The 14,803-nt window shown below is 45.3% G+C and carries 11 protein-coding genes; 6 read left to right on the forward strand and 5 right to left on the reverse strand.

What is annotated here, in order from left to right; translation table 11 throughout:
• Window positions 1–194: 194 nt before the first annotated feature.
• Window positions 195–1,220 carry an alpha/beta hydrolase gene (locus NBH16_RS00980; RefSeq protein ID WP_005867989.1) on the reverse strand — a complete coding sequence of 342 codons (1,026 nt, stop codon included), beginning with the start codon at window positions 1,218–1,220 and terminating at the stop codon, window positions 195–197.
• 17 nt (window positions 1,221–1,237) lie between these two features.
• Window positions 1,238–2,401, reverse strand: coding sequence for an aldo/keto reductase (locus NBH16_RS00985; RefSeq protein WP_005867987.1), 1,164 nt, complete (start codon window positions 2,399–2,401; stop codon window positions 1,238–1,240).
• A 160-nt stretch (window positions 2,402–2,561) separates the two neighbouring features.
• Between NBH16_RS00985 and NBH16_RS00990 the strand changes: the two genes are divergently transcribed.
• Window positions 2,562–3,458 carry a helix-turn-helix domain-containing protein gene (locus NBH16_RS00990; RefSeq protein ID WP_005867986.1) on the forward strand — a complete coding sequence of 299 codons (897 nt, stop codon included), beginning with the start codon at window positions 2,562–2,564 and terminating at the stop codon, window positions 3,456–3,458.
• 31 nt (window positions 3,459–3,489) lie between these two features.
• Here the strand turns inward: NBH16_RS00990 and NBH16_RS00995 are convergent, their stop codons facing one another.
• Window positions 3,490–4,761: an MBL fold metallo-hydrolase gene (locus NBH16_RS00995; protein WP_122369175.1), complete on the reverse strand. Its 1,272-nt coding sequence runs from the start codon at window positions 4,759–4,761 to the stop codon at window positions 3,490–3,492.
• Between the two features lie 197 nt (window positions 4,762–4,958).
• On the opposite strand from NBH16_RS00995, the gene NBH16_RS01000 reads away from it, so the two are divergent.
• The 3 genes from NBH16_RS01000 to dinB all read left to right on the forward strand — a co-directional run bounded on the left by NBH16_RS01000 (window position 4,959) and on the right by dinB (window position 7,552).
• Window positions 4,959–5,630, forward strand: a complete 672-nt coding sequence (locus NBH16_RS01000; RefSeq protein WP_005867983.1) for a peptidylprolyl isomerase — start codon at window positions 4,959–4,961, stop codon at window positions 5,628–5,630.
• 7 nt (window positions 5,631–5,637) lie between these two features.
• Entirely contained in the window at window positions 5,638–6,402 is a 765-nt protein-coding gene (locus tag NBH16_RS01005; protein WP_005867982.1) for a peptidylprolyl isomerase, read from the forward strand.
• Window positions 6,403–6,463: 61 nt separating this feature from the next.
• Window positions 6,464–7,552, forward strand: coding sequence for a DNA polymerase IV (gene dinB, locus NBH16_RS01010; RefSeq protein WP_081033052.1), 1,089 nt, complete (start codon window positions 6,464–6,466; stop codon window positions 7,550–7,552).
• Window positions 7,553–7,560: 8 nt separating this feature from the next.
• Here dinB and NBH16_RS01015 read toward each other — a convergent pair whose 3' ends face one another.
• Both NBH16_RS01015 and NBH16_RS01020 read right to left on the reverse strand, forming a co-directional pair.
• Entirely contained in the window at window positions 7,561–10,119 is a 2,559-nt protein-coding gene (locus tag NBH16_RS01015; protein WP_057326622.1) for a DUF5686 and carboxypeptidase-like regulatory domain-containing protein, read from the reverse strand.
• 222 nt (window positions 10,120–10,341) lie between these two features.
• On the reverse strand, window positions 10,342–13,254 hold the full coding sequence (locus tag NBH16_RS01020) for a bifunctional fucokinase/fucose-1-phosphate guanylyltransferase (RefSeq protein WP_083434141.1): 2,913 nt from the start codon (window positions 13,252–13,254) through the stop codon (window positions 10,342–10,344).
• Between the two features lie 145 nt (window positions 13,255–13,399).
• Here NBH16_RS01020 and NBH16_RS01025 point away from each other — a divergent pair, with 145 nt between their 5' ends.
• Together NBH16_RS01025 and ndk are read left to right on the forward strand one after the other, a co-directional pair.
• Entirely contained in the window at window positions 13,400–14,029 is a 630-nt protein-coding gene (locus NBH16_RS01025) for a master DNA invertase Mpi family serine-type recombinase (protein WP_005867974.1), read from the forward strand.
• A 224-nt stretch (window positions 14,030–14,253) separates the two neighbouring features.
• Window positions 14,254–14,715, forward strand: a complete 462-nt coding sequence (gene ndk, locus NBH16_RS01030) for a nucleoside-diphosphate kinase (RefSeq protein ID WP_005867972.1) — start codon at window positions 14,254–14,256, stop codon at window positions 14,713–14,715.
• Window positions 14,716–14,803 lie beyond the last annotated feature (88 nt).

Below are 14,803 nucleotides of genomic sequence, written 5' to 3' on the forward strand. Positions count from 1 at the left end.
CTTTTATGGCTGATTCCTCAGCAGGAAGTAACAGCCGTGGCCTAAGACTTTTATCGTATCACCCTTGTGAAGCGATCTTTTCACCTCTGTGAAACGATCTTTTCACGGGGGTGATACGATCTTTTCACCTCTGTGAAAAGATCAATACCTCCTAATGAAAACGATACTATATATATTTCCATTACCCAAAAGACCTAGTCCAAAGCTTTTGTATGTAACCATTCAGAAAGCAAATCCGCGACCTCTATATTATTTAAATCCGACATAGGGAAATGGGTATTGCCATGTAATCCTACCTCCGGTAAATGAATAACGGTGACATCCCCACCCAGATCATTCAGCATTTTTGCCCATATCTTCATCAAGTACAAACGGCGTGTCCATTCATATAACTCCGGACGCTCATCAGTCTCGGGTAAATTATCTCCATAATAAATGACGATAGGGACCTTGGTATATTCCATGAATACGGACATAGGTACTTCAATGCCTTCCATTTTCTTGGAAAGCGTAATAAACTTAGCCTCCTCCGGCAATTGCCCTTCCGGAAAAGGAACCGCTCCACCCGGTTCGTATGACGCGATAGCCTTAATGTTTCTCGTCTTAAGCAATGTATTCCATCCAACGGGCCCGCCTTGCGAATGGGTAATAAATACGCCCGGGCCTATCTTGTCGAACAAAGCGGCGTAGGCATCCGAATAGACCTCAAAATCCGTCGTGCCAATAGTCGGCGTCATTTGACGAAAATATTGGTCCAAGGTTTCCTTATCCCGCTTAAACTGTACTCCTTCAAAATAATCCGGCCAGATACCTACACGAAAACGGTTAAACCAAACCTCCTCGTCAAACGCCGGGGAAATTGTCACGCTCTCCGTACCTCTACCGGCGTTCCCTCTACGAGGCTGATCGACAAGATAGACACTAAACCCGCAACGTAAGAAAATATTCTGGAAGCCCTCACGCCCGTCGGGTGTGGTTTCCCATGTCTTAGAAAACTGCCCTACACCATGGGCGAATACCAATGGGTATTTCCTCGCTCCGACCGGCTTTTGATAAAATACGTACGCATGGTCGCCATGATAAGTATGCCCTAATGAGTCAACCAAGACCGTACCTCCAATAGCGAAGCTGCCTTGCTCATCCACCATCAGGACACGCTCATCTCGCTGTTTACATCCAACAAGCAAAAGAATGATACTAAGTATAAAAACAGGTCTCATATTTCCGATAGCTAAATCTATTTCTGTACTTTTGATTCTTGTAACGCGTTATAACGGCTTCCCACTACAGGGATAGCGGAAACCGCATCCTCCAATTCCCTCATCTCACCGGCGGTGAAAATGATATCCGCAGCACGTAAATTCTCCTCCAGATGAGACAGCTTCGTAGTCCCCGGTATAGCTACAATCCAAGGTTTCTTATTCATTAACCATGCCAAGGCAACTTGCGCGGGCGTGATCCCCCGTGTCCTCCCAAAAGCATTCAGCACTTCCACGATCCGCATATTGGCACGGATAGCTTCCGGTTGGAAACGAGGTAAATCTTGACGATTGTCGTTTTCCGGATCAAACCGAGTATACTCGTTAATCAAGCCTCCCAAAAAGCCTCGATTTATCGGACTATAAGGAACAAAGCCAATACCCAGTTCCTCACACAACGGCAATATGCTATCCTCCACGGCACGATGCATCAAATGGTATTCACTCTGTATAGCCGTAACAGGGCAGATCCTATGGGCACGGCGGATGGTATCGGCATTCACCTCACAAAGCCCGAAATGTAATACCTTGCCTTCTCTGATCAATTCGTTCACAGTCTCAGCGACGACCTCAATCGGAGTGTTCGGGTCCGCACGATGCTGGTAAAACATACCGAGAGTTTCTACTCCAAGGTTGCGAAGCGAATTCTCACATACCTTACGTATATTGTTGGGAGAACTATCTTCCTCTGTCTTGATTTGTACGCCATCCACAAACTTATGCCCAAATTTAGTAGTTACAAATACCCGGTCCGAATAACCTTTCAACGCTTCGCCAACTAATCGTTCATTCGTTTGATAACCATAGCTCTCTGCCGTGTCGAACAAAGTAACGCCACGATCGATGGCCTCATGTACCAAAGCGATTACTTGCTTCTTGCCGGGATGCTGGCTGCGATGATAATTCAATCCCATACAACCGAAGCCAATAGCCGATACGACCATGGAAGCCGTACCGCTTCCCAAGGTTCGTTTTGCGCTAATTCCAGCCGCGACCTTACTACCTAAAGCCAAGGGCTCTTGCTTATCCCGGCTCTCATTAGCTACCATTTCATTGGATATAGAAGAAACACACATCGCGGCTCCCGACAGCATCGCCGACCTTAAAAATCCCCGACGATTTATTCCATTGTACTTTCTCATAACTTATGATCTTTTAATAAATAATCTATTTGTCGCAAAAATACCATGTTCCGACATCCGGACATGTACCAAAAATACGGATAGATATACCAATTTCATCGCTCGGAAGACAAAAACATAGGAAAAGAAGTACATTTGCGAAAACTAAAGAGATTAAGCCATGAATGAGATAATGAATATCAACACAGTACAACAATACAACGATTATTTCGGCATAGAAACCAGACATCCATTAGTCAGCGTTATCGACGGACGTGAAGCAAAGCCCCTGCGCTTTTGCAGAAAGCTATATAACCTTTATGCTATATTGCTGAAAGACACGGACTGCGGGCAACTGAAATATGGACGAAGTATATACGACTATCAAAAGGGAGCGATGCTCTTTCTTGCCCCGGGCCAAGTATTGGGTTCGGAAGACGATGGATTATTACACCAACCGGAAGGATGGGTATTGGTATTCCACCCCGAGCTTTTACGAGGAACGCCATTGGCCCATATCATGAGGGACTACTCCTACTTCTCTTACTATGCGAATGAGGCCCTTCACCTTTCGGGACAAGAGCGCAAAACGGTGATCGAATGCATGGAAAGGATAAAGGAAGAACTGCAATACCCTATTGATAAGCACAGTAAATCATTGATAACAGATAATATAAAGCTATTCTTGGATTATTGCACACGTTTCTATGACCGCCAGTTCATCACACGTGAGAATACGAACCAAGACACATTTGCCCGATTCGAGGCATTATTAAACGAATACTTCAATTCAGGAAAACCAGCCCTATATGGGATACCGTCCGTACCCTATTGCGCGGAGAAACTCTGTTTGTCCCCTAACTATTTGAGCGATTTGCTGAAAAAGGAAACTGGCTTATCGGCATTGAAACACATCCAGCAAAAAACACTGGAGATTGCCAAGGAACGAGTGTACAATACTAAAAAGACAATCAGCGAGATCTCCTGCGAGTTAGGATTTCCTTATCCGCAGCACTTCAGTCGATGGTTTAAAAAAATGGCAGGCTGTACGCCTAATGAATATAGAGCGGCCAATTAATAGGTTTCCACCAGCCTGTCATCCGAACCTGTCAATTATACTCCTTATCCGTCACAGCCCGAAGTTGTACGGCATGATTCTCGATCGCATGTTCCGTAATGGTCATACATACGATAGAGCTACCCGGTGTCGCCCCATTCCAATGGCGTACATTAGGAGGTGTCACGATCACATCGCCTTTCCGGATCACACGTTTCTCTCCTCCTTCCTCTTGATAATATCCTTCTCCATCAAGTACTAACAAGGTTTGCTCGGCATCCGGATGGTAATGCCAGAAATTACGACTGTAAGGTTTGAATATAAAATGTGCGATCATCGTATTACCTGACTCCTTCAACAAGGAGACATAGACATCCCCCGTATTATACTCCGACGAAGCCTTTGCGTCGGCAGGGAAAATCAAGGTTTCGGCACATTGTTCACCCTCGCTAGAGCTGAGAGCTACAAGGTCAAAAGCTTCTCCCGGGGCTAAGACATGAACACGTTCCGGATTACGGATACGCCCTTCTAGCATTTTAGGGTCAGCATTAAATGGTTTCATATTGGGAGCATCCACCGTTCCCCAATGAGACAGGAGAAGCTGCGCTTTAGGATAAGCATTTGCGATCTTTATGGCTCCCTCCAATCCTATATGCCATGAATCATCCGAGAAATCAAAGAAAATCACGTCCGGGGCAGGTAATTCCAAGAACTCAGGAAGAAAGCGGGAATCTCCCGGTGCCCAAATTAAGCCATCCGGTGTTTTCATGAGGAAACCACAATAATCTTCAACCTTAAATTCACGCGTATATCCCGGATACTCATTTTGCCACGTATGGTAAGCCGGGGTTAACTTGATAGAAATCGGACCGACATTAAAAGTCTCCCCGATACGATGTCCGAAAGAGTTCAAACCCTGTGTTTCCATCAAAGAATCCACGTAGAATGTAGAATGATATTCCCGGCATACAGAAGACATTTCCGTACAAGTAGGAACACTGTAATGATCATTGTCGCAATGAGTAATCAATACCGCATCCAAATGGGGAACATCTTTAGGGGCGATCGGCATATTTATTAACAAAGGCATATCAAATCCCCTCAACATAGGATCGACCATCAAACACGTACCACGGCTATTAATCAGAAAGCCAGCGTTCCCCAACCAGCGTATAACCGTATGCCCGGTTGGCTCAAAAGCCTCTTTGCCGAAAGGTTGTGATGCAGGAGGGATGGCTTGACCCTTTTCATTATAAGAAAACTGAGCCTTTATGTTTAAGACAATCCCCCCTAAAATTAAAATAGCTAAGATACTTGCTCTCATAGTATATTGAATTTAGAGTTTTAAATTTCTATGACAAAATTACCTAGATTCAACATAAAACGATGTGCATATATTACAGATGTTTGTAACGCTATTACGGTTTCCTACCAAAGAAATCATGTTTAGACCTATTCCTTTGATCATAGATATCGATATTTATTCTTATTTTTGTCCATCTAAAACTAATAGAAATAAATATGAGACGGATTCTTACGATGTTGTTTGTTTCGGTATTTATGCTTTCGCTATGCCCGCTGCATGCGCAAGAGACTGAGACATTGGTGCTGATTGATACGGATATGGGTAAGATCAAGGTGAAACTGTTCAACGACACGCCGTTGCACAGGGATAATTTTATCAAGAACGTAAAAGAACACCGTTACGATGGATTATTGTTCCATCGGGTTATCAAGCAATTCATGATACAAGGAGGCGATATCAACTCGAAAGACGCTCCTTTGGATGCGCATCTGGGCGACGGAGATTTAGATTATACCATCCCCGCCGAGTTCGTGTATCCGAAATATTTCCATAAGCGGGGAATGCTCTGTGCCGCACGTACCCCGGATGAGGAAAATCCTGAGAAGGCCTCATCTGCGACTCAATTCTATATCGTGACCGGAAAGTTCTTTACGGAGATGGAGTTAGATAAGATGACCAAGGAGAAAGGCATCGAGTTTACTCCGGAGCAAAAAGAAGCCTATATGCTGGAAGGCGGAACGCCTCATCTGGACGGGAACTATACGGTGTTCGGAGAGGTTATACAGGGTATGAAAGTCGTGGATAAGATACAGTTCGTCGAGACGAACGCCGATGACAGACCCACGAAGAACATAAAGATCAAGTCAATGAAACTCATAGAAAAATAAGTATAAAATGGAAAATCAAGCAACTGAGACAAGGGTGCTTATGCACACCAACAAAGGAGATATAAAGCTGAAATTATATAACGACACGCCATTACATCGTGATAACTTTATCAAGTTGGTAAAAGAAGGGCAATATAACGGCTTGTTGTTCCACCGTGTGATCAAGGATTTCATGATACAAGGAGGTGACGTAACTTCCAAGGATGCCCCGATGAACAAGCAACTGGGAGCGGGCGATCTGGGCTATACCGTTCCCGCCGAATTCCGTTACCCGAAATATTTCCATAAGAAAGGAGCCCTTTGCGCCGCACGTACCGGAGACGAAGTGAACCCGGAAAAGGCCTCTTCCGCCTCCCAATTCTATATCGTAACGGGGAAAAAGTATTCGGAACAAGAGTTGAACCAGATGGAAAAGCAACTGGAAGGCCGTCTGAAACAAGAGATATTCGCCCGCCTGCAAAACGAGAACAAGCCTAAGATCATGGAATTCTATCGCAGTGGCAACAAGGAAGAACTGGCGATCCTTCGTGATACCTTGATTGGCAAGACCGAGCTGGAGGCCGAGAAGCGGAAAGACGAGGTAAAGTTAAACCCGGAACTCCGTGAGGCTTACAAGAACGAAGGTGGCGTACCGTTCCTCGACAATCAATACACGGTTTACGGCGAAGTGGTAGAAGGCATGGATGTCGTAGACGCCATACAGTCCTCCAAGACCAACAAGCAAGATCGTCCGACCGAGAATATCGTCATTAACTCCGTAGAGATCTTATAATGCGGTTATCGGCTTCATAAACAGACGAAGGGTTATCGTAAATACCAGTAATAAAAGAGCTATCTTGAGAAAGATCATACATATCGATATGGATGCCTTTTATGCCTCGGTGGAACAACGAGACAATCCGGAGTTGCGAGGAAAACCCCTAGCGGTCGGGCATGCGGAGCAGCGAGGCGTAGTAGCTGCCGCTAGCTACGAAGCCCGGAAATATGGGGTACGTTCCGCCATGGCGTCTCAAAAAGCCAAACGTTTATGCCCGGACCTGATATTCGTACATGGAAGGATGGACGTATATAAATCCGTCTCACGCCAGATCCACGAGATCTTCCATGATTATACGGATATCATAGAACCGCTTTCCTTGGATGAAGCCTTTTTGGATGTCACTGATAATAAACGAGGCATCTCTCTCGCTGTAGATATCGCCAAGGAGATCAAGAAACGGATCTGGGATAATTTGAACCTGATAGCGTCAGCGGGAGTCTCCTACAACAAATTTCTAGCGAAAATAGCCTCGGATTATCGGAAGCCCAATGGATTATGCACCATCCATCCAAGCCAAGCCCTCGATTTCATAGCACATCTTCCCATTGAGTCCTTTTGGGGAGTAGGCCCCGTAACAGCCCGGAAAATGCATACACTCGGTATCCACAACGGGCTGCAATTACGGGAATGTTCGGGGGAGATGCTTACCCGCCAGTTCGGAAAGGCGGGAATACTTTATTATGAGTTTGCCAGAGGTATAGACAACCGTCCCGTAGAAGCGGTACGAATCCGGAAGTCGGTAGGTTGCGAGCATACGCTAGAAAAAGATATCTCCCGCAAATCCTCTGTTATCATCGAGCTTTATCACGTAGCGACCGAACTTATCGGCAGGCTGGAACGTTCCGGATTCAAGGGAAACACACTGACCTTAAAGGTCAAGTTCCACGATTTCAACCAAATCACGAGAAGCCTCAGCCGTCCGGAAGAGTTAACAACCTTAGATAAGATCCTTCCCTTGGCCAAGGAATTACTGAAAGAAGTGGAATATACCGAGCATCCCATCCGACTGATCGGCCTATCCGTATCCAATCCCGTAAAAGAGGAGCCTCATACGAAAGACCGTTGGGAACAATTAAGTTTTGAGTTCAGCGACTGGAAATAACACTTGCCCTAGAAGGATAGCTTCATCATAAAACGTATACCCTTTGTCTGGATGCCCGGATGATCCTTATAGGTCAGACGCCATACATAATCCAAACGCAAGAACTTAAAGATATTCTCGATACCGACACCCGCCTCCATATAAGGAGTAGACGGGTCCATCAGGTAAGAGCCCTGCGGGAATAAGAACAAGCCCTCATTCTGCTCACCGATATACGGATTATTCTTATCCGTCAAGTGGCCGAACATACCCCGGAAGGAAAAGACCTCCCTCCATTTTAACTTCTTGATAAGCGGAATACGGTTCAATAAGGCTCCGTTCATAAAATAAGTAATATCCCACGAAGCGTACTCATCGTTGATGAACTCCATCGCATTCATATTCGTATAAGATTCCGGTTGCACCAAATACGACAAGTTTGCGTTCGGCAAGATCAACAAAGGATAAGGGGCCTTTGTCCAAACTTTACCTGCTTTAGCGAGAATATCCACATAACCGAAAGCAGAGAACCAGAAACGTTTCTGAATACCGAGCTCCGTCTTCTGATAATCATACGAACTACCTAATACATCTTGGAAAGCCATCGTATGGTTCAAGGTGAATACCGGTGCGTCAAGCGTAATCGGATAACGGTAATTACGAGTCTGGTAGAATTTCTCATTCGGGGCGAAACGGAACTTAAACTCCACTTCCGACATCCGGTAGGAATCGGTAGCCGTGATCTGGCCATCCGGACCGATACGGTCGAACGCAGCGTAACCGGTTGAGTATTCCTTAAAATTCCGAAGTACCGCCCCATAAGCCCAGCCGTTATAATGCTCACGGTAATACGTCAGTTCCATATTCCTTAAATAGGTGGCACGTGTATCTTTCTGCCGCTTCAAGGCCAAAAACATATTATCCTTGTTGGTATACATATACTGCTGACCTAACTGGTTGATATCATATAGGTACTCGAAGCGAATAGAATGCACGGGAAATTCTTTCCGATAATCCTTCTTATCGATAAAAGAATATTCTACGATACCATCATATTTCAACTTGCGGTCTTTCGATCCATAAGCCAAATAACCATCCAAGAAAAGACGTTTACTGAACGCCGTTGTCGTGGTTCCACCGACACGGAAGCGGGCCCCCTCAATCGCGTTACCACTGATATAGGTGTTCATCGGACCAAACTCGAACTTGCTCTTCTCCGGAATCTTATTCGTCGCGATATAACCGGAGGTAAGGATCGAAACAACCTTCTCCGTCACATAGAAAATAGGAACGGAACGAAGTTTCGCCATTAGCAACTCCACGTTATTCTGCTTGCGAGTTCCCGCCTCAGTAGGACGATTCTCCTCCCAGAAATCCGCCGAACGGCGATAAGCTTCCATCGGTATAATAATAGGTGCGCTCTCCTCAAAAACTTTAGGATCATCTGGTCCCTCAAACGCTTGATTCGAATAGATATTCAAACGGCGGGCATACATTCCTTTCGATTTCTCCGTCAATTTGAAATCCACGTTGATATCATCTTTCGTAATGATACGAGTCCCATCCGGAGCACGGTCGAAAGTCTGCTCGATCGTCATTCCACCGACAAAATTCAAGTTGATCTTCTTCGGGACATTCAACTTAACCTTCTGCACGAAATAAGTAGAATCCAACGTGATAAAAAGATGTCCCGTAAAACCGAACGTCTCCGGAGTAAACGGAGCGAAACCCAAATCCACGCACTTCTGTCCGGCGACCTCCACCGTGTCTAGCAAATAATATTTATAGAAGTTAGGCCCCATCGTAGACATAGGACTAACGAAACGGTTCAAGAACAAAGGAATATCATTCTGGAAGATATTCACTTCCCGGAATACCTCATTCAAGAACTGTTGCATACCGTCTCGTGAGAAGACCTCATCCACACCAGCCGCTTTCGTAGCCAGAACGACCCTCCTTTCCGTCTTCGGGTCTTTACGGTAATAAACGGTCTGGATTTTCTCACGTTCGGATACCGGCAAGATCGTCTTTCCCACCTCCAACGTATCGATAAACTCAGTCAAGAAGTCAAACTTTCCCGCCTTTCCATCCTTTTTCGGTTTCGGTTGGTAATCGTTCATAGCGAAGACCATCTTCTCGTATTGATCATACCGAAAATAATCATGATTATGAGGATCGTTGCTCTCCCGACGTGCGATAGCGTTTTTGATAAAGGTAACCGCAGGATTATCCTTCTTCCGATATCTTTCCTTTCCCGGCTTGATAATCACCTCCGACAAATTAATACTTGTCGGAGCTAACTGAATCTTCAAATGTTCCGCTTTACCCGGAACGAATTTCAATTCTTTCTCCGTATAACCCAGATAAGAGACCTGTAAAGTACGTACCTTAGATGAAGAGGAGAGCGTAAAAGCCCCATCCAGATCTGTCGTAGCACCTATCGTAGTTCCCTTCAAAATCACAGCCACATAAGGCAAAGGTTCTCCCGTAATAGAATCAGTCACGATTCCTTTTATCATGTAGTTCTGGCTCTTCGCTACCCAAGCGAACGCCAATAAAAGCCATATAAAAACAATTCTCTTCCCCATCAGATCTGACACCTCATTAAACTCCGCAAAAGTACAACAGGATCATTTATATAAATGTTCCAAAACACATGCAATATATTCCAATTAGCAACAAAACAGGCAAAAATACACACGTATATACGCAACGCCCCTCAGCAGTATAGGCATAGGCCTGTATCTATACCAGCGTAAGCCAACACCTATACTGGCGTGTGCCCTCGCCTATACCGGCGTGGCACGAACCTACGAACGACTAATCTGAAGCCCCTTATTCGACAAGCTCATCTCCACGAACCGGGCGTTCGAATTGGGTGGAGAAAGAGTCAATATCTTTCGGATTTGCAGGGCCGCACCCGGGTCTTTCGCTACGATATATAAGTAACCACCACCGCCTGCTCCCGGAAGTTTATATCCCAAGGCATAAGCCTGTATCTTGGAGATAATAGCTTCCACCGCCACCGGATTCGTTCCGGAATCGAGTGCCTTATTTTGCTCCCAAGTCTTTCCGACCAATTTACCATAAGTCACGAAGTCTCCGCATTGGATCGCCTCGTACATATCAAGCGCATGAGCTTTCATCTCGGACAAAAGACCTAAATGCGCCTCGCTATTCAAGAACATACCTCGTACGATTTCCGATAAAATATCTTTTGCCGTACGAGTAATTCCCGTATAATAAAGAAGATGACAAGGCCGGTATTCCGGATCAGTAAACAAGTATTCCGGCAGCCAACGTACCAAAGGATTCTGATTAAAACCCTCGTTCGTTTGCAAGAGTTTCAAACCGTGCAATACGCCACCGTATTGATCTTGCCATCCCCCGCCGGTAGTCAGTAATTGTTCTAAAATCAAGGTGCGGTTTCCGATCTCATTCTTATCCCAAGCCAAGCCACAAAAGTCAGAGATAGCGCCCAGCACAGTAGCCGCGAGGATCGAGCTAGTGCCTAAACCGGAACCCGCCGGTATCGCCGCCAACAAGGTAATCTCCAGCCCGCTACCAAAAGCTTCCAACTGGACATCCAAAGAAGCATAAGCCTCCGCCGAGAATTCCGGGATAAATCCCGCCAAGGCCAAAGCCGCTTTCGGAATGGAAAACGGCGACCCTACCTTATTATAATCACGAAGCTCATCCCATGAGGAGATAACCTCCATCGCTCCCAGATCGATCGAGCGAAGGATAATCTTATGGGTATCGGAAGGCTTGATATAGACTTGTAGCGGTGGTTGCCCGTTTAACTCGATCGCCACGTTCACCACGTTTCCACCCGCATATAAGCAATAGGGCGGCGTATCTGTCCACCCACCTGCCAAATCGATACGTACCGGACTACGTCCCCATACGATCTGGTCCCGATAGACATTCAAACACGGCTGCTGCTTACTTCCGAGGACGGAACCGACCAGCCCCTCCCGCAACAAAGCGAAAGCCTTTTGCTCCTCCTCCTTATACGCTACCCCCGAGATCTTCATCACCTGAGAACGGAACATATGATTATGTATCCTTTTCATCAACGGATTATCCTCGGGAAGGGCTTTCGGTAAGACAATCTTGTCTTTGGCGAAGCTTTCCGCCGCATCCGAAAGATCCAATTGATAGAATACACTTTTCTCATGATTAGCGGCCAATAATAACCAGTCTTTTTTACGGAAAACTTCTCGCTGAGCTACTAAACGGCGTAAATTCGCTTGATCGGACAAATCATTCGCCGATAATTTTCGGGCGGAAAGCCAAATATGCTTTCCCTCTTCCCTATCCGGCTTCGTAATCATCCAGCGCAGCACTTTTCCCAGCTCATCCACGGTTTGGCAAACAGGAAACAAAGGTGCGTTTTGTATATCCTCATTCCCTCTCAAGGTGATCCCTCGCTCCATCGCCCAAGTCAAGATAGGTTTCCCCATAAACAAGGTAGACACATCAGACAAGGCCCCTTTAAACAAGTCATTAAAACCATAGGGCCTTGCCGCCCAATTAGCTTCCCCTACCGGGACAACATCTACACAGACACCTTCCGGAAGAGATAAGTTCCAATTATTCTCCGGAACACCCGTTATAATTTGCTGGCCACGTAACGTCCAATTCTCACCGATATAACTATTCTCTATCCATAATTCCGAATTCTCAGCGGTCAATTTCTGGTGTAACACCGCATTCTGCACAAACATGGCGGGATGTGGTTTCACCTTACGCTGCATGATCGCACGTTGATCCCTAACTAAGTTCTGTACCGCCAATGTAGAGGAAATCAACTCACGGCTAGTTCCATAATGATAGAACTCTCCACCCGGAAGCGGCAGAATCGCTACTGAAAGCTGATTCAACTCCGAGTCCGTGATACGTGGATTCTTCCCCAAGGCCAACCCGAACTCAGCATATAAATCATACGCCTTCATCGCCTTGCCATCCTCGGTATAGGAATGTTTCATTAATAACCGCACCGCCTTGTCGCTTAGCAGCCAGATACCGATATCCATCAAGAATAAATGACTACCCGCCAATTCCCCCAAAGTTTCCAACGAAGGCTTCTGTAGCATGAAGTCCAGAGTGTCCGGAGACTTACGGCTCGATACAAAAACCCCGTGATTCTTGGCCAACGAAGGCTCGACCCATAAACCGTAACAAACCACATCTACCTCAGGAATCTCCTGCAAAGGCTGGTTAGCACGGATATATACGTCACCGCTAGCAATCAAGGTATGAAGCGATTCCGGTGCCTTTTTCATGATCCGTTCATAAAGAGGTAATTGCAAGGACAATAAGTTCTGGGATAACCTCTGCCCTCTTGCCCAGCGAAACACAGGGATCGGAGTCAATATTTTCCCGGATGGCGCATATCCGGGCAAACGGCGGCTTTGCCCTCCGGCATGCAACAAGATACGCTTCTCCTGTCCCAACCACTCTTCCGTCGGTACATCCGGAGCCTCTTTTTGCCGGGAGGCCTCCAACAACCAAGTTGTTCCTCCCCCGGACCCTAAGCGGGCGCCTACCGGATCCGAGGTGCAAAACCATTCCTCTGTACTTACATGCTCTACCGCATGGAAACAATCTACCAAATTTGGAGGTAAAGACAATAACTTTTTCATACCCATGATCATTCTAAGACTCCATCTTATTTTTCGAAAGCAAAAGTAACTTAAATTTTCTATACGGATATCCATTAACCCTTTTTATTACAATTTGTATGGAGTTCAAGCCCACTCAACTTCTTTAACACACCCATAAAAAAGTTTGTTTTTACTAAAACGCACTATCAATCAATCCGTTTCCAGTATCTTGGTTGTTGTTTAATTAAATATAGGACATATGGTATACGGTTATGTAAGAGTCAGTACAGACAAACAAACTACTGAAAACCAGCGATTCGAGATTGAGAAATTCACAAAATCGAGGAACATGAGAATCGACAGGTGGGTAGATGAGACGATCAGCGGGACAAAAGTAATCGCCGATCGCCAACTTGGTAAATTATTAAAGCAAATACGTAAAGGCGACATCCTGATCACGACGGAACTGTCACGTCTCGGACGTAATCTTATGCAAGTTATGAGCTTCCTTCATCAATGTATGGAAAGAGACATCATTGTATTTACGGTAAAGGAAGGTTACGAACTCGGAAATAACATTAACAGTAAAATCTTGGCATTCGCATTTAGCCTAAGCGCCGAAATTGAACGCAACCTGATTTCGCAACGAACGAAAGAAGCGTTGGCTCGGAAAAAAGTGCAAGGTGCCAAACTGGGCCGTCCGAAAGGAGAGCGACCGGAAACCTGTAAGCTAAAAGGTAAGGAAGAGATGATCTTGCAGTATATTAAAGAACATAAGACTAAAGTATATATCAGCAAGAAACTGGGAGTAAACCGGCAAACCTTGAGGGAATTTCTCAAGACTCATCCGGAAATTCCACGAAAATGGAAAAGAATACAGAAGGATTAACAACTCAAGCAACAATTAACGTATGTTAAATTAGTTTAGTTTAGCAGACTTATCGCTCGTTTATTTGTTTATTCCCATTAACTTGCGGAGGAATAAGATAGAAATATACTTGAAATATCCTAAAAAACATTTCATCCTTTATTCCTCTATCATTCATAAAACGCCGCAAGGTTAACATGTATTCAAGACATCAAACATTTGTTTAATCTTTTAATATAAATCTTATGGAAAAAACATTGGTTATTTTAAAGCCTTGTACCGTTCAGCGAGGGCTGATCGGTGAAATCGTAACCCGTTTCGAAAAGAAGGGACTCCGTCTGGCCGGCATGAAGATGGTTTGGCTGACTGACGAGATCTTGAGTGAGCATTACGCCCACCTAAAAGAAAAGCCTTTCTTCCAACGGATCAAGGACGCGATGAGTGTATGCCCGGTAATTGTATGTTGCTGGGAAGGGGTAGATGCCATACATGTAGTAAGAACCTTGGCCGGCGCTACCAATGGTAGAAACGCCGCTCCCGGTACGATACGGGGAGATTATAGTATGAGCGTACAAGAGAATATCGTACACGCATCAGACTCACCGGAGACAGCCGAGATCGAATTGAAACGCTTCTTCAAGGATGACGAGATATTCGATTATGAGCTGAAAAACCTATTGAGTCTTTACGCCAATGACGAGTTTTAAATAAAAAAGAATAGCCGGAAACGAGAGAAATCATTCTCACCTTTCCGGCTCTCATATTTAGAAACCAACATCCTATTCTCCCGAACTG

Origin of the sequence: Parabacteroides sp. Y3-G-102, from assembly GCF_023656845.1 — a bacterium.
GTDB classification, from domain to species: Bacteria; Bacteroidota; Bacteroidia; order Bacteroidales; family Tannerellaceae; genus Parabacteroides; species Parabacteroides distasonis.

What these genes read in the sequence shown, in the direction of transcription:
- NBH16_RS01000 (WP_005867983.1), top strand. Translation starts at nt 4,959, where the DNA reads ATGAGACGGATTCTTACGATGTTGTTTGTTTCGGTATTTATGCTTTCG.
- NBH16_RS01020 (WP_083434141.1), bottom strand. Translation starts at nt 13,254, where the DNA reads ATGGATATCCGTATAGAAAATTTAAGTTACTTTTGCTTTCGAAAAATA.
- NBH16_RS00995 (WP_122369175.1), bottom strand. Translation starts at nt 4,761, where the DNA reads ATGAGAGCAAGTATCTTAGCTATTTTAATTTTAGGGGGGATTGTCTTA.
- ndk (WP_005867972.1), top strand. Translation starts at nt 14,254, where the DNA reads ATGGAAAAAACATTGGTTATTTTAAAGCCTTGTACCGTTCAGCGAGGG.
- NBH16_RS01015 (WP_057326622.1), bottom strand. Translation starts at nt 10,119, where the DNA reads ATGGGGAAGAGAATTGTTTTTATATGGCTTTTATTGGCGTTCGCTTGG.
- NBH16_RS01025 (WP_005867974.1), top strand. Translation starts at nt 13,400, where the DNA reads ATGGTATACGGTTATGTAAGAGTCAGTACAGACAAACAAACTACTGAA.
- NBH16_RS00985 (WP_005867987.1), bottom strand. Translation starts at nt 2,401, where the DNA reads ATGAGAAAGTACAATGGAATAAATCGTCGGGGATTTTTAAGGTCGGCG.
- NBH16_RS00980 (WP_005867989.1), bottom strand. Translation starts at nt 1,220, where the DNA reads ATGAGACCTGTTTTTATACTTAGTATCATTCTTTTGCTTGTTGGATGT.
- NBH16_RS01005 (WP_005867982.1), top strand. Translation starts at nt 5,638, where the DNA reads ATGGAAAATCAAGCAACTGAGACAAGGGTGCTTATGCACACCAACAAA.
- NBH16_RS00990 (WP_005867986.1), top strand. Translation starts at nt 2,562, where the DNA reads ATGAATGAGATAATGAATATCAACACAGTACAACAATACAACGATTAT.